The organism is Streptomyces sp. NEAU-174 (assembly GCF_052665095.1).
The window spans coordinates 1-21,327 of sequence record NZ_JBQTCE010000032.1; the positions used below are offsets into that span (position 1 = coordinate 1).

General features: G+C 72.3%; 19 protein-coding genes and 1 pseudogene. 13 read left to right on the top strand and 7 right to left on the bottom strand.

From position 1 onward, the window contains the following. From ispG to ACT2CW_RS47905, 4 genes are all read left to right on the top strand, one after another. Positions 1–1,091, top strand: a 1,091-nt coding sequence (gene ispG, locus ACT2CW_RS47890) for a flavodoxin-dependent (E)-4-hydroxy-3-methylbut-2-enyl-diphosphate synthase (RefSeq protein ID WP_445521142.1), incomplete at its 5' end; no start/stop codon positions are given. Positions 1,092–1,348: 257 nt separating this feature from the next. After that, positions 1,349–2,194 carry a GNAT family N-acetyltransferase gene (locus ACT2CW_RS47895; RefSeq protein ID WP_182467381.1) on the top strand — a complete coding sequence of 282 codons (846 nt, stop codon included), beginning with the start codon at positions 1,349–1,351 and terminating at the stop codon, positions 2,192–2,194. Positions 2,195–2,219: 25 nt separating this feature from the next. Further along, a complete protein-coding gene (locus tag ACT2CW_RS47900) occupies positions 2,220–2,789 on the top strand; it encodes a GNAT family N-acetyltransferase (RefSeq protein ID WP_182467383.1) in 570 nt (189 codons plus the stop codon). A gap of 89 nt (positions 2,790–2,878) precedes the next feature. Next, positions 2,879–4,603, top strand: a complete 1,725-nt coding sequence (locus ACT2CW_RS47905; RefSeq protein WP_182467385.1) for a proline--tRNA ligase — start codon at positions 2,879–2,881, stop codon at positions 4,601–4,603. A gap of 99 nt (positions 4,604–4,702) precedes the next feature. On the opposite strand, the gene ACT2CW_RS47910 is transcribed toward ACT2CW_RS47905, so the two are convergent. From ACT2CW_RS47910 to ACT2CW_RS47920, 3 genes are read right to left on the bottom strand one after another with little or no spacing between them, the layout of a single operon-like run. Then, positions 4,703–5,647 carry an aminoglycoside phosphotransferase family protein gene (locus ACT2CW_RS47910; protein WP_432048770.1) on the bottom strand — a complete coding sequence of 315 codons (945 nt, stop codon included), beginning with the start codon at positions 5,645–5,647 and terminating at the stop codon, positions 4,703–4,705. 31 nt (positions 5,648–5,678) lie between these two features. After that, positions 5,679–6,182 (bottom strand): ferritin-like domain-containing protein, encoded by a 504-nt coding sequence (locus ACT2CW_RS47915; RefSeq protein WP_445521143.1) that lies wholly within the window; start codon positions 6,180–6,182, stop codon positions 5,679–5,681. Positions 6,183–6,215: 33 nt separating this feature from the next. Beyond that, positions 6,216–6,884 carry a hypothetical protein gene (locus ACT2CW_RS47920; RefSeq protein WP_445521144.1) on the bottom strand — a complete coding sequence of 223 codons (669 nt, stop codon included), beginning with the start codon at positions 6,882–6,884 and terminating at the stop codon, positions 6,216–6,218. Between the two features lie 137 nt (positions 6,885–7,021). Between ACT2CW_RS47920 and rimP the strand changes: the two genes are divergently transcribed. From rimP to ACT2CW_RS47960, 8 genes are all read left to right on the top strand, one after another. Next, the gene (gene rimP / locus ACT2CW_RS47925; RefSeq protein ID WP_445521145.1) at positions 7,022–7,546 is read left to right on the top strand and encodes a ribosome maturation factor RimP; all 525 of its coding nucleotides are present in this window, start codon (positions 7,022–7,024) and stop codon (positions 7,544–7,546) included. Positions 7,547–7,548: 2 nt separating this feature from the next. After that, positions 7,549–8,541, top strand: a complete 993-nt coding sequence (gene nusA, locus ACT2CW_RS47930; protein ID WP_182467388.1) for a transcription termination factor NusA — start codon at positions 7,549–7,551, stop codon at positions 8,539–8,541. A 96-nt stretch (positions 8,542–8,637) separates the two neighbouring features. Beyond that, the gene (locus tag ACT2CW_RS47935) at positions 8,638–8,925 is read left to right on the top strand and encodes a YlxR family protein (protein WP_078559543.1); all 288 of its coding nucleotides are present in this window, start codon (positions 8,638–8,640) and stop codon (positions 8,923–8,925) included. Between the two features lie 152 nt (positions 8,926–9,077). Continuing rightward, positions 9,078–12,194: a translation initiation factor IF-2 gene (gene infB, locus ACT2CW_RS47940; protein WP_445521146.1), complete on the top strand. Its 3,117-nt coding sequence runs from the start codon at positions 9,078–9,080 to the stop codon at positions 12,192–12,194. A 124-nt stretch (positions 12,195–12,318) separates the two neighbouring features. After that, positions 12,319–12,615: a DUF503 domain-containing protein gene (locus tag ACT2CW_RS47945; protein ID WP_182467392.1), complete on the top strand. Its 297-nt coding sequence runs from the start codon at positions 12,319–12,321 to the stop codon at positions 12,613–12,615. A gap of 72 nt (positions 12,616–12,687) precedes the next feature. Further along, positions 12,688–13,158 (top strand): 30S ribosome-binding factor RbfA, encoded by a 471-nt coding sequence (gene rbfA / locus ACT2CW_RS47950; protein WP_138917260.1) that lies wholly within the window; start codon positions 12,688–12,690, stop codon positions 13,156–13,158. Then, a complete protein-coding gene (gene truB / locus ACT2CW_RS47955; protein ID WP_445521147.1) occupies positions 13,155–14,081 on the top strand; it encodes a tRNA pseudouridine(55) synthase TruB in 927 nt (308 codons plus the stop codon). The genes rbfA and truB overlap by 4 nt, the downstream gene beginning before the upstream one ends. A gap of 255 nt (positions 14,082–14,336) precedes the next feature. Continuing rightward, positions 14,337–15,290: a bifunctional riboflavin kinase/FAD synthetase gene (locus ACT2CW_RS47960; RefSeq protein ID WP_164433792.1), complete on the top strand. Its 954-nt coding sequence runs from the start codon at positions 14,337–14,339 to the stop codon at positions 15,288–15,290. 104 nt (positions 15,291–15,394) lie between these two features. Here ACT2CW_RS47960 and ACT2CW_RS47965 read toward each other — a convergent pair whose 3' ends face one another. Next, complete coding sequence (locus ACT2CW_RS47965) at positions 15,395–18,223, bottom strand: nucleotide-binding protein (protein WP_445521171.1); 2,829 nt, start codon at positions 18,221–18,223, stop codon at positions 15,395–15,397. Positions 18,224–18,455: 232 nt separating this feature from the next. Here ACT2CW_RS47965 and ACT2CW_RS47970 point away from each other — a divergent pair, with 232 nt between their 5' ends. Beyond that, the gene (locus ACT2CW_RS47970; RefSeq protein WP_445521172.1) at positions 18,456–18,782 is read left to right on the top strand and encodes a hypothetical protein; all 327 of its coding nucleotides are present in this window, start codon (positions 18,456–18,458) and stop codon (positions 18,780–18,782) included. A gap of 20 nt (positions 18,783–18,802) precedes the next feature. Here ACT2CW_RS47970 and ACT2CW_RS47975 read toward each other — a convergent pair. The 3 genes and pseudogenes from ACT2CW_RS47975 to eccE form a co-directional block, all read right to left on the bottom strand. Next, a pseudogene (locus ACT2CW_RS47975) lies at positions 18,803–18,880 on the bottom strand (SCO5717 family growth-regulating ATPase); the annotation flags it as partial. A gap of 268 nt (positions 18,881–19,148) precedes the next feature. Further along, on the bottom strand, positions 19,149–19,997 hold the full coding sequence (locus ACT2CW_RS47980) for a hypothetical protein (protein ID WP_445521148.1): 849 nt from the start codon (positions 19,995–19,997) through the stop codon (positions 19,149–19,151). Further along, the gene (gene eccE / locus ACT2CW_RS47985; RefSeq protein ID WP_445521149.1) at positions 19,997–21,244 is read right to left on the bottom strand and encodes a type VII secretion protein EccE; all 1,248 of its coding nucleotides are present in this window, start codon (positions 21,242–21,244) and stop codon (positions 19,997–19,999) included. Before eccE ends, ACT2CW_RS47980 begins: the two co-directional genes overlap by 1 nt. Positions 21,245–21,327 lie beyond the last annotated feature (83 nt).

Sequence of the window (21,327 nt, forward strand, 5' to 3'; positions counted from 1 at the left end):
TCCAGGTCGGGTCGGTGGCCGTGGGCGGGGACGCGCCGATCTCGGTGCAGTCGATGACGACGACGGTGACGGCGGACATCGGTGCGACGTTGCAGCAGATCGCGGAGTTGACGGCGTCGGGGTGCCAGATCGTGCGGGTGGCGTGTCCGTCGCAGGATGACGCGGACGCGTTGCCGGTGATCGCGAAGAAGTCGCAGATTCCGGTGATCGCCGATATTCACTTCCAGCCGAAGTATGTGTTCGCGGCGATTGATGCCGGGTGTGCGGCGGTGCGGGTGAATCCGGGGAACATCCGGCAGTTCGACGACAAGGTCAAGGAGATCGCGAAGGCGGCGTCGGACGCGGGTGTGCCGATTCGTATCGGGGTGAACGCGGGGTCGCTGGACAAGCGGTTGCTGGAGAAGTACGGCAAGGCCACGCCGGAGGCGTTGGTGGAGTCGGCGTTGTGGGAGTGCTCGCTGTTCGAGGAGCACGGGTTCCGGGACATCAAGATCTCGGTGAAGCACAACGATCCGGTGGTGATGGTCAATGCCTACCGTCAGCTGGCGGCTCAGTGTGACTATCCGCTGCACTTGGGTGTGACGGAGGCGGGTCCGGCGTTCCAGGGGACGATCAAGTCGGCGGTGGCGTTCGGTGCGCTGCTGAGCGAGGGGATCGGGGACACGATCCGGGTGTCGCTGTCGGCGCCTCCGGCGGAGGAGGTCAAGGTCGGCATCCAGATCCTGGAGTCGCTGAATCTGCGGCAGCGGCGGCTGGAGATCGTCTCGTGTCCGTCCTGCGGTCGGGCGCAGGTGGATGTCTACAAGCTCGCGGATGAGGTGACGGCCGGTCTGGACGGCATGGAGGTCCCGCTGCGGGTCGCGGTCATGGGCTGTGTCGTCAACGGCCCCGGCGAGGCGCGGGAAGCGGACCTGGGCGTCGCCTCCGGCAACGGCAAGGGGCAGATCTTCGTCAAGGGCGAGGTCATCAAGACCGTGCCGGAGTCGAAGATCGTGGAGACCCTGATCGACGAGGCCATGAAGATCGCCGAGCAGATGGAGAAGGACGGCATCGCCTCCGGCGAACCCTCGGTTTCGGTCAGCGGCGGCTGAAAGCTGCGGGTGCCGTAGGGCTCCCGGGCACTTGGGTCTTCCGGCGAGTGAGCCGAAGGGGCGCGTCGCTGTCGTAAGGGAGAGCGCGCGCAGGGAGCGAGGTACGAGCGACCGAGCACGGTCGACCGTCGACAGCGACTTTTGCGCCCCGGAGGCGAACCGAGCCCTCGAAAAAGGGCCCTCTTGGCCTGCGCGGTAGAGTCTGAGGATCGACGTCCCCGGCCCGCGGGCCCGCACCACGTGAGGCAGACCGATACGTGCTGACCACGTCCACCACCAGGGTCCTCGAGCCCCATGAGCTCGACGCGGCCCTTGCGGTGCTCGACCGCGACCCCGTCTCGAACGCCTTCGTGGCCGCCCGCGTCCAGGTCGCCGGCCTGGACCCGTGGCGGCTCGGCGGCGAGATGTGGGGCTGGTACTCCGGCGGGCGGCTGGAGTCGCTCTGCTACGCCGGGGCCAACCTCGTGCCCATCTGCGCCACCCCCGAGGCCGTACGCGGCTTCGCCGAGCGCGCCCGCCGGGCGGGCCGCCGTTGCTCCTCGATCGTCGGCCCCGCGGAGACCACCGCCGGGCTGTGGTCCCTGCTGGAGCCCAGCTGGGGGCCGGCCCGTGAGGTCCGCGCCTGGCAGCCGCTGATGGTCACCAGCTCGATGCCCGCCGACGTCCCGCCCGATCCGCTGGTGCGCCGCGTCCGCAAGGACGAGATGGACGTGATCATGCCGGCGTGCGTGGCGATGTTCACCGAGGAGGTCGGCGTCTCGCCGCTCGCGGGGGACGGCGGGCTGCTCTACCAGGCGCGGGTCGCCGAGCTCGTCACCGCCGGGCGCTCCTTCGCCCGGGTCGAGAACGGCCGGGTGGTGTTCAAGGCCGAGATCGGCGCGGCCACCCCGCACGCCTGCCAGATCCAGGGCGTATGGGTGGCCCCCGAGTACCGCGGCCGCGGCCTGTCCGAGACCGGGATGGCGGCCGTGCTGCGCCATGCGCTGAGCGAGGTCGCCCCGGTGGTGAGCCTGTACGTCAACGACTTCAACACCGCGGCCCGCGCCGCGTACCGCAGGGTCGGCTTCCGGGAAGTCGGCGCGTTCATGAGTGTGCTGTTCTGATCGACGGGCCAGTAGGGTGCCGCCCATGCTGCATCTCCCCGGGGGGCGTACCCCGGAACCCGAAGACGTCGTCGTCGGGTCGCTCGACCTCGCCGCGCGCGTGGACGAGGCGCTCGACGTCCAGGCCGTCGCCTTCGGGCTGACGGCCGAGGAGGTCGGCGTACGACGCCACATCGTGCTGCGCCACCTCAAGAGCCCCGGCGCCCGCGCGCTCGGCGCGACGACGCCCTCCGGACGGCTCGTCGGCTTCGTCTACGGCATGCCCAACAACCGCACCCACTGGTGGTCCACGGTCGTCCAGCCGTATCTGCGCGCGGCCGGGTACGAGGACTGGCTGGACGACTCGTTCGTCATCACCGAGCTGCACGTCCACCCCGAGTACCAGGGCCGCGGCATCGGCCGGCGGCTGATCACGACCATCACGGACGGCGCCGACGAGCCGCGCTCGATCCTGTCCGCGATCGACACCGAGAGCCCGGCCCGCGCGCTCTACCGCTCACTGGGCTACCGCGACCTCGCCCGCCCCGTGCTCTTCCCGAGCGCCCCGAGCCCGTACGCCGTGATGGGAGCCCCCCTACCGCTGCGCCGTCGCTAGGCGCCGCCGTCGCGGAGCTCGCGCATTTCCGGGAAACCAGCCCGTGCGGCTAACCTCCTGAGCATCCCATCGCACGCAGGAGAGACCCCATGGCCCACGCCGTCAACGTCCAGCGCATGTCCACGATGATGCTGAAGACGCTGCGCGAAGACCCGGCGGACGCCGAGACCGCCAGCCACAAGCTGCTCGTCCGCGCCGGGTACGTCCGCCGCGCCGCCGCGGGCGTCTGGACCTGGCTGCCGATCGGCAAGAAGGTCCTGGAGAACGTCTCGCGGATCGTCCGCGAGGAGATGGACGCCATCGGCGCCCAGGAGGTCCTTCTGCCCGCGCTGCTGCCGCGCGAGCCGTACGAGACGAGCGGCCGCTGGGACGAGTACGGCGATCTGCTCTTCCGGATCAAGGACCGTAAGGGCGCGGACTACCTCCTCGGCCCGACCCACGAGGAGATCTTCACCCTGACGGTCAAGGACCAGTGCACGTCCTACAAGGACCTGCCGGTCATGCTCTACCAGATCCAGACCAAGTACCGGGACGAGGCCCGCCCCCGCTCCGGTGTGCTGCGCGGGCGCGAGTTCCTGATGAAGGACTCGTACTCCTTCGACACCACCGACGAGGGGCTCGCCGAGTCCTACCGGCTGCACCGCCAGGCGTATCAGCGGATCTTCCAGCGCCTCGGCCTGGACTACCGCATCGTCTCCGCGGTCTCCGGCGCGATGGGCGGCTCGGCGTCCGAGGAGTTCCTGGCCCCGGCGGCGGCCGGCGAGGACACCTTCGTCGACTGCCCGAACTGCGACTACGCCGCGAACACCGAGGCGGTCACGGTGACTGTGCCGCCGGTCGAGGGCGCCGGGCACGGCCCCCTCGAGGAGCTGGACACCCCGGACACCCCGACCATCGAGTCCCTCGCCGAGTACCTCGGCGTCCCGGCCTCCGCCACCCTGAAGAACCTCCTGGTCAAGGTCGACGGCGAGATCACCGCGGTGGGCGTCCCCGGTGACCGCGAGGTGGACCTGGGCAAGCTGGGCGAGCACCTGGCCCCGGCCGTCGTCGAGCTCGTCACGGCCGAGGACTTCGAGGGCCGCCCCGAGCTGGTGCGCGGCTACGTCGGCCCGCAGGGCCTGGCGGGCAAGTCCTTCCGCTACATCGCCGACCCGCGTGTCGCCCCCGGCACCGCCTGGGTGACCGGCGCCAACAAGCCCGACACCCACGCGCGCAACGTGGTCTGCGGCCGTGACTTCGAGGTCGACGAGTACCTGGACGTCGTCGTGGTCGAGCCGGGCGACCCCTGCCCCCGCTGCGGCGCGGGCATCGAGCTGGACCGGGCGATCGAGATCGGCCACATCTTCCAGCTCGGCCGCAAGTACGCCGACGCCTTCCAGCTCGATGTGCTCGGCCAGAACGGCAAGCCGGCCCGGGTCACGATGGGCTCGTACGGCATCGGCGTCTCCCGCGCCGTCGCCGCCCTCGCCGAGCAGACCCACGACGAGTCCGGACTCTGCTGGCCCCGCGAGGTCGCCCCGGCCGACGTCCACATCGTCGCGGCGGGCAAGGCCCTCCAGACGGAGATGGCCCTGGACCTCGCGGAGAAGCTGGGCACGGCGGGCCTGCGCGTGATGGTCGACGACCGCGCCGGTGTCTCCCCGGGCGTGAAGTTCACCGACTCCGAGCTGATCGGGGTCCCGGCCATCCTGGTCGTGGGCCGCGGCGCCAAGGACGGCGTCGTCGAGCTGAAGGACCGCCGCACGGGCGAGCGCGAGGACCTCCCCGTCGACGAGGCCATCGCCCGCCTCACGGCCACCACCACCACCGACTGACGACCACGGCGGCGCCGGGCGGCGAAGCCCGCGCCCCCCGCCGCTCAAGCGCGCCGGAGGCGGGGGAGGGGGCACCCCCGGCCGGGCCGAGCGGCCCGGTCAGAGCCAGCCCGCGAACTCCAGCAGGAGCTCAGCGCGCCGGTGGTCGCCCGCCGCCGCGTGGCGCAGGCCCGTCTCGACGGCGCGGTAGAGGGACCAGCCGCGCAGCCGGTCGCGGTCGACGTCCAGGGAGTCCGCCAGCTTGGCGACCCGGCGGCGCGCGGCCGCGGCGGGGCCTGGCCCTGCGGCCAGGTCCTCGCAGCGGTCGAGCACCAGCCGTGCCAGGTCGTACGCGCGCTCGCCCACGACCGGCGCCGGACCCACCGCGAGCCAGGGCGCGCGCTCCCCGGCCAGCACCTTCCCCTGCCGGAAGGCGCCGTGCAGCAGCACCTCCTCGGGCGGCTCGGCGGGCAGCGCGGCCCGCAGCTCCAGCGCCTCGTCGGTGAGCGGACGGGCCTCCGCCGCCCAGCCCCCGGTGCCGAGCACCCGCAGGATCTCCCGCTCCTCCTCGGTACGTCCGGAGACCGACGCGAACGGATGCCCCTCGGGCGGCGGCACCCACAGCCGCCGCACCGTGCCCGCCGCCTCCAGCAGCGCCTTCGGCTCGGGCAGCGAACGCAGCGACACCGCGCCGTGCAGCCGCTCGAGCAGCAGCGCGCCGGTGTCCGGGTCGGCGCGCAGCAGCCGGGCCGCGCCCCAGCCGTTCCAGTGCGCGAGGGCGGCCCGCTCACGGTCCGCGTCCGGGCCGGGGACCGGGAACTTCAGCGCCGCCGGGGTGCCGTCCGCCTGCCGTACGAGCGCGACGAGCCCGTGCCGCCCCCCGGGTGTCGCGACCCGCTCCAGGGTCAGCTCCCAGGCCGCCAGCTGCCGCCCGGCCGTTCCGGGGAGGGCGTCCAGCCAGCTCCGCACGGCGCTCGCGGGGTCGTCGCTCAGCGCGTCCAGAAGCCGCTTCGGCACGGGGACGCGGTCCGTATCGCGGCCGTCGGGCCGTGGTGCCGATGCCATGCCTGACCTGTCCCCTCCACCATCAATGTCGTCACACCCCGTCCGACCCACCGCTCGGCGACGCCGACGGCGTGGCCGGTGTGGCGTGTTCGGTGAGCCCAGGGAAGGCTACGCCGCCGCCGCGCCAGCGCACCGCCCGGACCGCCGCCTCCCGCAGCGCGCCCGCCGCCTGGCGGCGCAGGGATCCGGTCGAGGCCCGTACGAGGTCGGCGTAGACGGCGGCGACCCGGTTCTCCAGCTCGGCCGCGAGCCGCCCCGCGGCGGGCGCGTCCGGCACCGCGAAGGGCAGGGCGTAGGCGGGCGCCGCGCTGGTGGGGCGGCCGCCGAGGTCGCGCACGGTGCGGGCGAGGTCGTCCCGGCGCGCGCGGTGCGCGGCGTAGCCCTCGCGCGCCTCCGCGAGCCGGTCGTCGCCGATCCGCCCACCGACGACGCCGTAGCCGTACACTGCGGCGTGCTCGGCGGCGAGCGCCGCCTGCGCGGCCCTGAGCGCCGCGGCGCGTTCGCCGACGGCCGAGCGGTCTGCTCGAGCGGCCATGTCAGTACCCCTTCCCGGTGGTCCCGAGCCTGATCACGAGTCCGTGTCGCGCTGCGTGAGGAGATACACGTGGGCGGCGCCGCAGGCCGCGACGGAGGCCAGCAGCCGGGCCAGCTCGGGCGGCGCGGTGGCGAGCGCGGCGGTGCGGGTGTCGGCGGTCCGGCGCTCGGCCTGGACCAGGGCGGAGAGGGCCTGCTTCGCGTCCTCGGGGACCTCCGGCATCCGCCGCCCGCCCGCCGAGGGCGAGCGCGACACGGTCGCGGAGGGGGACGGGGACCGGCCCTCGGCGGTGAAGACCGCGACATGCCGGGCCGTCTCCTCCCGCAGCGGGGCCAGCCGTTCCGCGAGGGCGGGGTGCGCGTCCACGGTCGCGTCGTAGCGCGCGAGGAGTGCCGTGGAGTCCCGCGCGCCCCGCGCCCGCAGCAGTGCGACGTCCGCCCCGCCGTCCGCCTCGCGCCGGGACTCGGAGCCGTCGGAGCAGCCGCTCAGCAGCGCGACGGCCCCCAGCGCCCCGCCGCCCAGCAGCAGACTCCGCCGCCGGGTCACCGGCGTGGAGGACGCTGACGACACGGCGGACGCGGCAGAGGCGGCGGAGACGGCGGACACCGCGTCGGGCGCGGCTGTGGCACGGGGTGGGGGAGTGGTGATCGACACGTTCCTCTTTCCGGGCTGCGGCCGCTCCTGGCCGCCGGTAGTGATCACAGCAGGCGAGCGTACCCGCGCCGAGGCCGTCTGCCCGGCAGCGGCCACCGAATCGTCAGCCCGCCGCCGGAACAGATAGGCTTTGACCTGACACGCGACCTTCCCACAACAGCACACGCGGCCGAGGAGTCACCCGGATGAGCACCACCCAGAGCGAGAGGCTGCGCGGACTGCTGGAACCGCTCGTCAGCGCGCGGGACCTGGATCTGGAAGAGGTCGAGGTGACACCGGCCGGGCGGCGGCGTGTGCTGAGAGTGGTCGTGGACTCCGACGACGGCGTCCAGCTGGACACGTGTGCGGAGCTGAGCCGGGACATCTCCAAGACCCTCGACGACACGGAGGCCATGGGCCAGACCGCGTACGTCCTCGAGGTCACCTCTCCCGGCGCCGAGCGCCCCCTGACCGAGCCGCGCCACTACCGCCGCGCCACCGGCCGCCTCATGAGAGCGCGCCTGGCCGGAGGCGACGAGCTGGTGGCCCGGATCGTCTCGGTGGACGACGAGGGCCTCGATCTGGAAGTTCCCGGTGTGAAGGGGCGCAAGCCCACCGCCAGGCGGCTGGCCTTCGAGGAGATCTCCAAGGCCCGGGTGGAGATCGAGTTCAACCGCAAGCCCGCGGACAAGACCGCGGGCGAGGACGACGAGAGCAAGGAGGAGGCGTAGCCGTGGACATCGACATGAGTGCCCTGCGGGGTCTGGTGCGAGAGAAGGAGATCTCCTTCGACCTGCTGGTCGAGGCGATCGAATCGGCCCTCCTCATCGCCTATCACCGCACCGAGGGAAGCCGCCGCCGGGCCCGCGTGGAGCTCAACCGCGACACCGGCCATGTGACCGTCTGGGCCCGCGAGGACGACGAGGACCTGACGGAGGGGCAGGAGCCCCAGGAGTTCGACGACACTCCCTCCGGCTTCGGCCGGATCGCCGCGATGACCGCGAAGCAGGTCATCCTCCAGCGGCTGCGGGACGCCGAGGAGGAGATCACCTTCGGCGAGTACGCGGGGCGGGAGGGCGATGTCGTCGCGGGCGTCGTCCAGCAGGGCAAGGACCCCAAGAACGTGCTGGTGGACATCGGCCGTCTCGAGGCGATCCTGCCGGTGCAGGAGCAGGTCCCGGGCGAGGACTACGCCCACGGCACCCGGCTGCGTACGTACGTCGTACGAGTCGTCAAGGGCGTGCGCGGACCGTCGGTGACCCTTTCGCGTACGCATCCCAATCTGGTCAAGAAGCTCTTCGCGCTCGAGGTGCCGGAGATCGCGGACGGCTCGGTGGAGATCGCGGCGATCGCCCGCGAGGCGGGCCACCGCACCAAGATCGCGGTCCGGTCCACCCGGGCGGGGCTGAACGCCAAGGGCGCGTGCATCGGCCCGATGGGCGGGCGGGTGCGCAGCGTGATGGCCGAGCTGCACGGCGAGAAGATCGACATCGTCGACTGGTCGGACGACCCCGCTGAGCTCGTGGCGAACGCGCTGTCACCCGCGCGGGTGAGCAAGGTCGAGGTGGTCGACCTGGCGGCCCGCTCGGCCCGGGTCACCGTGCCGGACTACCAGCTGTCGCTCGCCATCGGCAAGGAGGGGCAGAACGCCCGGCTGGCGGCGCGGCTGACCGGCTGGCGGATCGACATCAGGCCGGACACCGAGCAGTCGGGCGATCAAGGCTGATTCAGGCCGGATCCCCCGGGATCCGGGCCAAATCGAGTGACGGTTCGATCACTCCCCCCAGGGGGTGAGGTCGCTACGGGGAGGTAGACTTAAGCAGTGTCTGGCCGCACGCGAGCTGGTGCCTGCCCTGAGAGAACCTGTGTGGGATGCCGGGATCGGGCGGCCAAGAACGATCTGCTGCGCATCGTGTTGATCGAGGGTGTTTGTGTCCCCGACCGGCGCGGTACGCTCCCCGGTCGGGGTGCTTATGTTCACCCCACACGGGTCTGCCTTGACCTGGCGGTTCGCCGCCGGGCCTTTTCCCGGGCCTTCAGGGGGCCGGGAGCGCTCGACACCACGGCGCTCCGCCGGTTTGTCGAGCAGGGTGAACAGGCGACACCCTGAGTAGTTGAAAGAACGGCACGGGACACCGTGCGGTCAGGTACCTCGCGAGTCGGAAGTAGGTCGAGATTGCGATGAGCACTCGATGAGTACGCGATGAGTACGCCCATGAAGTAGCGACGGTCCGGCGACAACCCGGACCTAAAAGGAGCGAAGTGGCTAAGGTCCGGGTATACGAACTCGCCAAGGAGTTCGGAGTTGAGAGCAAGGTCGTCATGGCCAAGCTCCAGGAACTCGGTGAATTTGTACGTTCGGCGTCCTCGACGATCGAGGCGCCGGTTGTGCGCAAGTTGACTGACGCTTTCCAGGGTGGCAACGGCTCCGGCCGCGCCGCCGGTAAGCCCTCGGCGCCGCGCAAGGCGACGCCCAAGCCGCCGACGCCGGGTCCGGCGGCGGCCCGTCCGGCCGCCCCCAAGCCCCCGGCGCCCGGCCCCAAGCCGGCCGGTGCCCCCGAGGGCCAGCGCGGCACCCCCTCCGCGGCGCCCGCTCCGGGCCCGCGTCCCACGCCGGCTGCCCGTCCGACCCCCGGCCCCAAGCCGGGTCCCGCGCCGGCGGCTCCGGCGCAGCCCGAGTTCACCGCGCCGCCCACCCCCGCGCCCAAGCCCGCCGCGGCCAAGCCGGGCGCGCCCGCCAAGCCGGGTGCCACTCCCGGTCCGCGCCCCGGCGCCCGTCCGGGTGCACCGGGCCAGGGCCAGGGCCAGGGCGGCCAGCGCGAGGGTGGTCAGCGCGACGGCGGCCAGGGCGGCCGTGGCGGCCCGCGTCCGGGCCAGGAGCGTCCGCGTCCGGGTGGTCCCCGTCCGGCCGGTCCCCGTCCCGGTAACAACCCCTTCACCTCCGGCGGCTCCACCGGTATGGCGCGCCCGCAGGCGCCCCGTCCCGGCGGCGCCCCGCGTCCCGGCGGCCAGCCCGGCGGCGGTCCCCGTCCGCAGGGCGGCGGCCAGGGCGGTCCGGGCCGTGGCCAGGGCGGTCCCGGCGGTCCCCGGCCCACTCCGGGCCAGATGCCCCGTCCGCAGGGCGCCCAGGGCGGCGGCCCGCGTCCGGGTCCCGGCGGCGCACGTCCGAACCCGGGCATGATGCCCCAGCGTCCGGCCGCGGGCCCGCGTCCGGGTCCCGGTGGCGGCGGTGGCGGTCGCGGTCCCGGCGGCGGCGGTCGTCCGGGCGGCGGCGGTCGTCCCGGTGGCGGCGGCGGCTTCGCCGGCCGTCCCGGCGGTGGCGGCGGCGGTCGTCCCGGTGGCGGCGGTTTCGCCGGTCGTCCGGGGGGTCCCGGCGGCGGTGGCGGCTTCGGCGGCGGCGGTGGCCGTCCCGGCTTCGGCGGCCGTCCCGGCGGTCCCGGTGGCCGCGGTGGCACGCAGGGCGCCTTCGGCCGTCCCGGCGGTCCGGCGCGTCGTGGCCGTAAGTCGAAGCGGCAGAGGCGCCAGGAGTACGAGGCCATGCAGGCCCCGTCGGTCGGCGGTGTGATGCTGCCGCGCGGCAACGGCCAGACGGTCCGGCTGTCGCGGGGTGCCTCGCTCACCGACTTCGCGGAGAAGATCAACGCCAACCCGGCGTCGCTGGTCGCCGTCATGCTCAACCTCGGCGAGATGGTCACCGCGACGCAGTCCGTCTCCGACGAGACGCTTCAGCTTCTCGCCGACGAGATGAACTACAACGTCGAGATCGTCAGCCCGGAGGAGGAGGACCGCGAGCTTCTCGAGTCCTTCGACATCGAGTTCGGCGAGGACGAGGGCGGCGAGGAGATGCTCTCCGCGCGTCCGCCGGTGGTGACCGTCATGGGTCACGTCGACCACGGTAAGACCCGACTGCTGGACGCGATCCGCAAGACCAACGTGGTCGCGGGCGAGGCCGGCGGCATCACCCAGCACATCGGTGCCTACCAGGTCTCGACCGAGGTCAACGACGAAGAGCGCAGGATCACCTTCATCGACACCCCGGGTCACGAGGCGTTCACCGCCATGCGTGCCCGTGGTGCCAAGTCGACCGACATCGCGATCCTCGTGGTGGCGGCCAACGACGGTGTGATGCCCCAGACGATCGAGGCGCTGAACCACGCCAAGGCGGCCGATGTGCCGATCGTGGTCGCGGTCAACAAGATCGACGTCGAGGGCGCGGACCCGACCAAGGTGCGCGGTCAGCTGACCGAGTACGGCCTGGTGGCCGAGGAGTACGGCGGCGACACCATGTTCGTCGACATCTCCGCCAAGCAGGGTCTGCACATCGACAGCCTGCTGGAGGCCGTCGTCCTCACCGCCGACGCCTCGCTCGACCTGCGGGCCAACTCGGAGCAGGACGCACAGGGCATCGCGATCGAGGCCCACCTCGACCGCGGCCGCGGCGCCGTGGCCACCGTGCTGGTCCAGCGCGGCACCCTGCGGGTCGGCGACACGATGGTCGTCGGCGACGCGTACGGCCGCGTCCGGGCGATGCTCGACGACAACGGGAACAACGTGGCGGAGGCCGGCCCGGCGACCCCGGTCCTGGTGCTCGGTCTGACCAACGTGCCCGGCGCGGGTGACAACTTCCTCGTCGTGGACGAGGACCGCACCGCCCGCCAGATCGCCGAGAAGCGCGCCGCCCGCGAGCGGAACGCGGCGTTCGCCAAGCGCACCCGCCGGGTCTCCCTGGAGGACCTGGACAAGGTGCTCAAGGCCGGTCAGGTCCAGCAGCTCAACCTCATCATCAAGGGCGACGCGTCCGGTTCGGTGGAGGCTCTCGAGTCCTCGCTGCTCCAGCTCGACGTCGGCGAAGAGGTGGACCTGCGGGTGCTGCACCGCGGTGTGGGTGCGGTCACCGAGACCGACATCGACCTGGCGACGGGCTCGGACGCCATCGTCATCGGCTTCAACGTGCGCGCCGACGGGCGTGCCACGCAGATGGCCGAGCGCGAGGGCGTGGACGTCCGCTACTACTCGGTCATCTACCAGGTGATCGAGGAGATCGAGGCGGCCCTGAAGGGCATGCTCAAGCCGGAGTACGAAGAGGTCGAGCTGGGTACGGCGGAGATCCGCGAGGTCTTCCGCTCGTCCAAGCTGGGCAACATCGCGGGTGTGCTCATCCGCTCCGGCGAGGTCAAGCGGAACACCAAGGCCCGCCTCGTCCGCGACGGCAAGGTCATCGCGGAGAACCTCAACATCGAGGGTCTGCGCCGGTTCAAGGACGACGTCACCGAGATTCGGGAAGGCTTCGAGGGCGGTATCAACCTCGGCAGCTACAACGACATCAAGGTCGACGACGTCATCGCGACGTACGAGATGCGCGAGAAGCCGCGCGGCTGACGCACGGCTGTCCAGCCGGGGCCGATCGGCGGAGGAATTTCCGTCGATCGGCCCCGGCCCTTGCGTGTACGGTGCCAGAAGCCCGCAATCACAAAGGCCCCACGGGTGGCTTGACCCGGACCGCATGTATGTAGGGACGTTGTCCTTTGACCTGCTTCTCGGCGACGTACGGTCGTTGAAGGAGAAGCGCTCCGTCGTCCGCCCGATCGTCGCCGAGCTGCACCGCAAATTCGCGGTGAGCGTGGCGGAGGTCGGCGACCAGGACCTCTACCGCAGGGTCCAGATCGGCCTGGCGATGGTCTCCGGGGACGCGGGCCACCTCACCGAGGTACTCGACCGCTGCGAGCGGCTGGTGGCGGCGCGGCCGGAGGTGGAGCTGCTGGCCGTGCGACGGCGGTTCCACGGTGGCGATGATGAATGAGGGCCGGACCGGTGGTCGCAGACCGCGCCCCCGGCCATCGATGACTGACGCGAAGAAGAGAGAAGAAGACGCATGAGCGACACCGCGCGGGCACGCAAGCTGGCGGACCGCATCCGGGTCGTGGTCGCGGAGACCCTTCAGCGGCGGATCAAGGACCCGCGGCTCGGCTATGTGACCATCACCGACACCCGGATCACCGGTGATCTGCGGGAGGCGACCGTCTTCTACACGGTCTTCGGCGACGACGAGGAGCGGGCGGCCTCCGCCGCGGCCCTGGAGAGCGCCAAGGGCGTGCTGCGGTCGGAGGTCGGGCGTCAGACGGGGGTGCGCTTCACCCCGACCCTGACGTTCGTCCCGGACGCGCTGCCGGAGAACGCCCGCACCATCGACGATCTCCTCGCCAAGGCCAGGGAGGCGGACGCCCAGGTGCGCGAGGCGTCCTCGGGCGCCGCCTATGCGGGCGAGGCCGACCCGTACCGCAAGCCCGGCCAGGAGGACGACGAGGAGCCCGGCACCGAGGGCAAGGGTTCAGCGGACGCATGACGCGTAGGAGCAGGGCCGGTTCCGGGGCACCGGACGGCCTGGTGATCGTCGACAAACCGGCCGGTTTCACCTCGCACGATGTCGTCGCCAAGTTGCGCCGCTTCGCCGGCACCAGGCGGGTCGGCCACGCCGGGACGCTGGACCCGATGGCCACGGGCGTGCTCGTGGTCGGCGTGGAGAAGGCCACCCGGCTGCTGGGCCATCTGGCGCTGACCGAGAAGGAGTACCGGGCCACCATCCGGCTCGGGCAGACCACGGTCACCGATGACGCGGAGGGCGAGATCACCGCCTCGGAGGGCGCCGCCGGGGTCGACCCGGGCGCCGTCCAGGCCGGGATCGAGGAGCTGACCGGGGACATCCAGCAGGTCCCCTCGAAGGTCAGCGCCATCAAGATCGACGGCAAGCGCTCCTACGCACGGGCGCGGGAGGGCGAGGAGTTCGCGATTCCGGCACGTCCGGTGACCGTCTCCTCCTTCGTCCTCCACGACCGCCGCGAGGCCAAGGCGGAGGACGGCACCACCGTCCTCGACCTGGACGTCACGGTGGTGTGCTCCTCCGGCACCTACATCCGGGCCCTGGCGCGCGACCTGGGCGCGGGACTCGGCGTCGGCGGCCATCTCACGGCCCTGCGCCGGACCCGGGTCGGTCCGTACGGACTGGAGGCCGCCAGGACGCTGGAGCGGCTGGAGGAGTCGCTGGAGATCCTGCCCATCGCGGAGGCGGCGGCCGCCGCGTTCCCGCGCTGGGACGTGGACGAGCGCCAGGCCCGGCTGCTGGGCAACGGGGTACGGATCGACATGCCGTCGGGGGAGCCGGGGGCGCCCGGTCCGGGGCCGGTCGCGGTCTTCGGGCCGGAGGGGCGCTTCCTGGCCCTGGTGGAGGAGTCGAAGGGCAAGGCGAAGAGCCTGGCCGTCTTCGTATGACGCGATTGACGGCGTTGACGCCGTCGGAGCCCCCTGTACCGGGACGGTCGATCTGTATCGGGACGGCCCGAGCGGTGCCGATGTGTCATTGCCGACTTCGGGCCGCGTTGCACGCGCCGGGACCGGCCGCCTACCGTGGCTTTCCTGCCGGTCCGGGCGCTCGAGGCGGCCACCGATGCGAGGCGGGCGCCCGGGACATGGCAGTCTTAGACCTGCGAAGTCGACAGACAAAGGTTCGGGCGAGGAGCGGGCAAAGTGCAGCGCTGGCGTGGCTTGGAGGACATCCCCGAGGACTGGGGGCGCAGCGTCGTCACCATCGGTTCCTACGACGGGGTGCACCGAGGGCACCAGCTGATCATCGGCCGTGCCGTGGCACGGGCGCGTGAGCTGGGCGTACCGGCGGTCGTGGTCACCTTCGACCCGCATCCGAGCGAGGTCGTGCGGCCCGGAAGCCATCCACCGCTGCTCGCGACCCACCAGCGGCGCGCGGAGCTGATGGCCGGGCTGGGCGTGGACGCGGTGCTGATCCTGCCGTTCACGGCGGAGTTCTCGCGGCTCACCCCCGCCGACTTCGTGGTGAAGGTGCTGGTGGACAAGTTGCACGCCCGGGCCGTGGTGGAGGGCCCCAACTTCCGCTTCGGCCACAAGGCCGCCGGGAACGTGGCCTTCCTGCGCGAGCTCGGCACCACTTACGACTACGAAGTCGAGGTCATCGACTTGTACGAGCGCGGCGAGGCGGGCGGCGGCGAGCCGTTCTCCTCCACGCTGGTGCGCCGCCTGGTCGCGGAGGGCGATGTCACGGGCGCGATGGAGGTCCTGGGGCGTCCGCACCGGGTCGAGGGCGTGGTGGTGCGCGGTGCGCAGCGCGGCCGTGAGCTGGGCTTCCCGACGGCCAACCTGGAGACCCCGCCGCACACCGCGATCCCGGCCGACGGCGTCTACGCCGGCTGGCTGACGGCGCAGGGCGAGGCGATGCCCGCCGCGATCTCGGTCGGCACCAATCCGCAGTTCGACGGGACCGAGCGGACGGTCGAGGCGTATGCGATCGACCGGGTCGGACTGGATCTGTACGGACTCCACGTCGAGGTCGACTTCCTCGCCTATCTGCGGGGCCAGGAGAAGTTCGACTCGATCGAGGCGCTGCTGGAGCGCATGGCGGCCGATGTGAAGCGGGCGCGGGAGCTTGTGGAGGAGCACGGGAGCCACTGAGGGCGCGCGCTGGGTGCGGTGCGCCGCGTGGTGAACGGGAAAACGCGAATGCGCCCCGTGGGCCGGTGATCCGGCCCACGGGGCGCATTCGCGTTCTTCGCTCGCTACTGCTGCGGGGGCTGCTGCTGCCAGGGCTGCCCCGGTTGCCCGGGCTGGCCGGGCTGCCCCGGCTGGGCCTGCTGCCACGGCTGCCCGGGCTGCGGCTGCTGCCCCTGCCCGTAGGACTGCTGCCAGCCCTGCTGACCGCCTTGCTGCGGGTACCCGGGGTACTGCGGCTGCTGGCCCTGCTGAGGCGCGTAGGCGCCCGGGTAGGGCTGCTGCTGGGCCTGTCCGGGCATCGGCGGGGCCACCTGCGGCGGCTGGGCCGCTCCGTCGCCCGTCCACAGACCCTGCTCCTGCTGGGCGCGGGTGAAGTCCTCCGCGACCATGGCCGAGAGGTTGAAGTACGCCTCACGGGTCTTGGGCCGCATCATGTCCAGGTCCACCTCGGCGCCCGCCGACAGATGCTCGTCGAACGGCACGACGATCACCCCGCGGCAGCGGGTCTCGAAGTGGGACACGATGTCCTCGACCTTGATCATCTTGCCGGTCTCCCGGACCCCGGAGATCACCGTGATGCTCCGCGAGACCAGATCCGCGTAGCCGTGCGCGGACAGCCAGTCCAGGGTGGTGCTGGCGCTGCTCGCGCCGTCCACCGAGGGTGTGGAGATGATGATCAGCTGGTCGGCGAGGTCGAGGACGCCGCGCATGGCGCTGTAGAGCAGGCCCGTGCCCGAGTCGGTGAGGATGATCGGGTACTGCTTGCCCAGGACGTCGATGACGCGGCGGTAGTCGTCGTCGTTGAACGTCGTCGAGACCGCCGGGTCCACGTCGTTGGCGAGGATCTCCAGCCCCGAAGGGGCCTGTGAGGTGAACCGCCGGATGTCCATGTAGCTGTTGAGGTACGGGATCGCGGTGACCAGGTCGCGAATGGTCGCACCGGTCTCCCGGCGGACCCGTCGGCCGAGGGTGCCCGCGTCCGGGTTGGCGTCGATCGCGATGACCTTGTCCTGGCGCTCGATGGCCAGGGTCGAGCCGAGTGCGGTGGTCGTCGTGGTCTTGCCGACACCGCCCTTGAGGCTGATCACCGCGATGCGGTAGCAGGAGAGCACCGGCGTACGGATCAGCTCCAGCTTTCGCTGCCGCTCGGCCTCCTCCTTCTTGCCGCCGAGCTTGAAGCGGGACGGGCCGGGGGTGTTCTTCTTCGGCTTCTGCTTGCCCTTGATCAGCCGGTCCGAGGAGAGCTCGACCGCGGCGGTGTACCCGAGCGGCGCCCCCGCGCCCCCGGCCTGGCGCCGCTGGTCGGGCGTCACGGTCGGCCAGCCGCCGGTACGGGGGTCGGCCGGGGCCGCAGGGCTCGCCGGGGCGGCCTGGGCATCCGGACGCGGATAGCCGTAGCCGTCATGCGGCTGTGGCTGGGGCTGTGCATGCGGTCCGGGTCCGGGGCCGGGAACGCCCCCGGGTCCGGGGCCGGGAACGCCGTCGCCGGGCCGAGGGAAGCCGTAGCCACCCTGCGCGCCCGGACCCTGCTGCCCCTGCTGCCCGGGGAACTGCGGCCCCTGGGGGTCATGCGGCGGCTGGCCCTGGACGGGACCGTTCGGCGCGTACGGTCCGGGCTGACCGGGCTGGGCAGGCTGTCCGGGCTGGCCCGGGTACATCGGCTGGCCGGGCTGTCCGGGCTGGCCGGGGTGTTCGGCCTGCCCCGGCCCCGGCTGGGGCGTGGGGTAGGGCTGCTGTGCGGGGGGCTGCTGATACGGGCCCTGGCCCTGGCCTTGCTGGTCCGGAGCGGGCGGCTGCGGGAAGCCGTAGCCGCCCGGGACGGGCGTAGGCCCCTGGCCCTGTCCTGCACCCGGAGCGCCTGGACCGCCCGGACCGGGCGCGGGCTGGGCCCCAGGGGGCGGATAGCCGTAGTGGGGCCCCTGCGGAGCGGGGGCACCCTGCGGTCCGGGACCCGGCACGCCCGGTCCGGGCTGCTGGTAACCGCCCTGGGGGCCGGGCACGTTGCCTGTCTGGGGCTGCGCCCCCTGGGCCTGATCCGGCAGCGGGGCCGGACCGGGCTGGCCGGGGATCGCACCGGGAGCGCCCTCACCGGGACGCGGATAGCCGTACCCGCCCTGCGGCCCCGGTCCGGCGGCGGGCTGCCCGGGCTGCCCCTGCGTCTGGGGCGGGGGAGGCGCCCAGGAGGTGTCCTGCGGCGGGAGCGGCACCCCGGCACCCGGGGTGGCGGGCCCATCCGTCCGCTGTTCCGGAACCGGAGCGGGACCCGGAGCGGGCGGAGCGTCCTCGGGCGCCGCGGGCTGGAAGTCCGGCGGCAGGGGCGGCAGCCCCGACTGCGGAACGGGCGGCGGGGCCCAGGTGGTGGCGGGCTGCTCGGGCGACGGCGCGCTCGGCGGCACGGCGTCCTCGGGCACCGCGTCCTCGGGGACCGCGTCCTGAGGCTCGGCGCTCGCCTGCCTCAACTCCTCCATCTCCCGCCGCAGCGCGGCCGTGGAGAAGCGCAGCGTGCCCTCGCTGCGCACGTTGTCGTCGGTACGGTCGTCCGAGCCCGAACCCGAGGAGCCGGAGTCGCCGTCCGGACCGGAACCGGAGGCAAACCCAGACCCAGACCCGGAATCGGAACCGGAATCGGAAGGAGCGCCGGAGTCGGGACCGCGGTCGGAACCGGAGTCGGAGCCCGAACCAGAACCGGAACCGGGACCGGAATCAGCAACCTCGGTGGCGGAGTCCTCACTCCGCCTCTCGGCGATCTCGCGCCGCAGCGCGGAGGTGGAGAACCGCACGGTGGAGGGGCTGCCCACATCGCCGTTCTCGCCCTCGTCGGAGCCCGCAGCGGAGGCGTGCTCCGGGTCCGGACGGAAGGCGTCGTCGTCCCGCGGAGCAGTGGCGGGCGCCAACGTGAAGTCGTCATCGACGGAAGCGGAAGCGGAAGAGGAAGCCGCGGCCGAACCCTCCGTCTCGACGTCGGAAGCCGGGGCGGAAGCGTCGTAGGAGGGCTCGGACTCGGCGCTGTCCGAAACCCCGCCACCCATAACCCCGCCACCCGTAACACCGTCACCCGTGACGCCGTCATCCGGGCGCACGGCACCAATCGAACCCGACCCGGAGTCAGACAAAGACGACATACGAATGCCCGAGTCGGACTCTCTGCTCTCCGGTTCCGACCGCGCCTCGTCCTCCCGCCGCCCCGGGACCTCCTCCACCTCGGAGGCGTCCGCCGCGACATCGGAGGAGGGCGCCGGTGCAGGTGGCGGCCAGGCACCCGGAAAACCGCTCGGCTCCGGCACCCCCGGCACGGGCACCGGATTGCCGGTGGGCGGCGGAGGCGGCGGACCCGGCATCCCCGCACCGGCGCCCGCCCCGGTACCCCCGGAACCGCCGGTCGACGAGGGGGCCGTGGAGGACGGCGAGGCCGACGACGAAGCGTTCTGCGTGTACCAGGCGGGTGGGGTGTAGTCGATGGTGAACTCGCCCGTGTGCTCGGTCTCCGCGTCGGACCGATCATCGCCGGGTGTGTTTCCGCCCGTGCGGATCTCGTCCCGATCGCTGCTCACAATGCCTCCTGGTGTGGTCGAACACCCTTGAAATTCTTGGCGAGGCCGATCTTTTGCCGATCGCTACTGTCGTCCGACCGTTCGGCTTTCCCCTTTTGTGACGCCGGCGACCCCTGAACGGGCGCTCCACCGGGTACCCCAAGACTAATCACCATGAGCGCCGCGGGGGCAGGCCCATCCGCCACTCGAAGCCGTCCACGGCATGATGTGGACTTCTCTCGAGCGGTGTCGATCGACGACGGACCAACCTTGAAGGGTTTGACCTGGATCAGTCCACCCGACGGGGAGATCCCAGCAGCCCCGTCTCGGCATCCGTCGCCTGCACGGTTACGAACTGCCGTCCGGTACGTGTACACCAGAGGGTGACCCAGTCGGGAAGGGTGGACAGCGCCGCGACGTCGGCCTGTGGAAGGCTCATGACGCGGCCTATCTCCTCGGCCTCGTCCGGCGAGACGCGCTGAATGCCGACCAGTCCGGCGTGCTCGAGCAGCCGCGGCGCGACCGGGCTCAGATACGGCAGCAGCGTCAGCACCGACTGCCAGGGCAGCGCGGAGACCCGGCCCCGTGGCGGGCGCATGCCGCAGTCCCGGACCACCAGCACCGGACTGCCGACCGAAGGCCCTTGCGGCGGCACCCGGCCCACGTCGAAGACGGTCATGCACTGCTGTCCGCCGCCCGCGACCTGCACCAAGTTGGTCCACAGATGCGGCCGACCGGTCTCGACGGCGATACGGGCGCCGGTGGCCGCCGCCCGGAAGGCCAGCACCTGCGCGGTCCACAGACCGCCGACGAGGACCACGTCGAACGGCTCGGGGCGGTTGAAGCCGAGGACGGCGGGCTGGTTCTGCTCGTCCACGCCGATGATGACACCGTCGTCGCCGATGGGCAGCGCCAGCGCCGCCATCTCCTCCAGAGGCAGTGTTTGCCGTCCGCGCCGGGGCCCGATGAGCCCGAAACCCGGGCGCGTTCTGCGTGCCGAGCTCGGGTCACCGGACATCCCGGGAGCGCCGGCACCGGAAATCATGGGACCGGATCCCAGACCCGCTCCGGGGGCGGAACCCGGATCGGCCCCACGACCGGAAGGAGAAGCGGCGGGGGAGAAGGAGGATGCGGCCATCAGCGGGTGCCTCCCAGCGGGAGCGTCGCGAGTACACCGGGCAACTGCTCGCGGTCGAGACGTACCAGCCCGACCCGCACCCCCCGCGCGGCGCGCTCCAAGGCCTTGCGGGCGGTGATCAGATCGGTGTCGCTGCGCCCGGTGACCCTGATGTGCCCGGTGACCGAGGAGGCGTTACGGCTGCCGTCATCATGCGTCAGGGTCAGGCTGAAGGTGGACGCGAGGGCGGGCATGGAAGTCAGCAGCGCCACCAGTTGCGGCAGTGGCACCGATTCCGGGCCCATCTGCGGCCAGCGCCCCACCCAGTAGGTGGTGTGCCACCGGTCGTCGCAGCGCCAGGCGCGCGAGGTCTCCACCGTCCGGCGCGTAGGTGTGCTCGCACGCCCCGCCTGGGTCGTGGCGTGCGGGTTGACACACGCCGAGGTGGCGAGGGCCGTGGTGAGCTCACCCTCGGCCAGCGGTCGCGCCGAGAATCCGGCGCCGGTCAGCCGGCTGGCCAGCTGGTCAACCGCGCGCAGCAGGGACCGCTGAGCGCCCTCCAGGCCACCGCCGCGCGCCCGTATGGCCTCCGGGCACAGCTCGGGATTCAGCTTGAGCGCCACCCAGGTCAGCCGGACGGCGGGTGCTCCGGCCTGTTCCTGTAGCGGGGCGTAACTGCGCGCCGCCGCGGCCTGTTCGGGCAGATGCGGTGCGGGCGCGGTCTGTGAGTGCTGCACCACCTGCACCGACTCCAGCTGAATGCCGTCCACGTCCAGCGCGTCCTGTAGCAACGAGAGCGGAAGCGGTCGCTTGGTGCGCATCGGCCGCAGTGGAGCATCGGTCGACTGGACCTGGAGCACCGCCGTGAGGAACGTACCGTCGCCGATCATTCCGATCTCGCGGCGGTCCCGAGCCACATACGCGTAGGTGCGCAGCGCCGGATCGCATTCCACGGCGGGCGCGAGCGACGGGTCGATCCCGGCCGGGGCCGGCTCCTTGGCCCGCTTCTGACGGGTGCGCAACGCGCTGATGGTGACGAGCCAGTCGACGAACGGCTGCTGCCTGCGCCGCAACACCGCGAGCAGCACGAGCGCGAGGGCGATGACCCCTGCGGGCACCATCAGCAGTGAGTTGACGGTCCAGGCGACGACGACGATCGCGGCGGCCACCTCGATGAGCACGAGCTGATACAGCCGCAGGGGGCCCAGGCTCGCCGTGCGTGAGGGCTGCCGCGGCATGGCGGCGCGCACATGGGTGGCAGAGCTCATCCCGGAGACCCCCGCTTGTCCTGATGTTGTCCTGGCCGATTGTGTGTTTACGGTATCGGAAAGGCGAGTGAAGGGTGGCTCGG

Coding starts and splice junctions, on each gene's coding strand:
- ACT2CW_RS47910 (WP_432048770.1), bottom strand. CDS start 5,647: ATGGCATCGGCACCACGGCCCGACGGCCGCGATACGGACCGCGTCCCC.
- ACT2CW_RS47915 (WP_445521143.1), bottom strand. CDS start 6,182: ATGGCCGCTCGAGCAGACCGCTCGGCCGTCGGCGAACGCGCCGCGGCG.
- rbfA (WP_138917260.1), top strand. CDS start 12,688: ATGAGCGACACCGCGCGGGCACGCAAGCTGGCGGACCGCATCCGGGTC.
- ACT2CW_RS47905 (WP_182467385.1), top strand. CDS start 2,879: ATGGCCCACGCCGTCAACGTCCAGCGCATGTCCACGATGATGCTGAAG.
- ACT2CW_RS47980 (WP_445521148.1), bottom strand. CDS start 19,997: ATGGCCGCATCCTCCTTCTCCCCCGCCGCTTCTCCTTCCGGTCGTGGG.
- rimP (WP_445521145.1), top strand. CDS start 7,022: ATGAGCACCACCCAGAGCGAGAGGCTGCGCGGACTGCTGGAACCGCTC.
- ACT2CW_RS47945 (WP_182467392.1), top strand. CDS start 12,319: ATGTATGTAGGGACGTTGTCCTTTGACCTGCTTCTCGGCGACGTACGG.
- ACT2CW_RS47900 (WP_182467383.1), top strand. CDS start 2,220: ATGCTGCATCTCCCCGGGGGGCGTACCCCGGAACCCGAAGACGTCGTC.
- truB (WP_445521147.1), top strand. CDS start 13,155: ATGACGCGTAGGAGCAGGGCCGGTTCCGGGGCACCGGACGGCCTGGTG.
- eccE (WP_445521149.1), bottom strand. CDS start 21,244: ATGAGCTCTGCCACCCATGTGCGCGCCGCCATGCCGCGGCAGCCCTCA.
- ACT2CW_RS47970 (WP_445521172.1), top strand. CDS start 18,456: ATGCCCGAGTCGGACTCTCTGCTCTCCGGTTCCGACCGCGCCTCGTCC.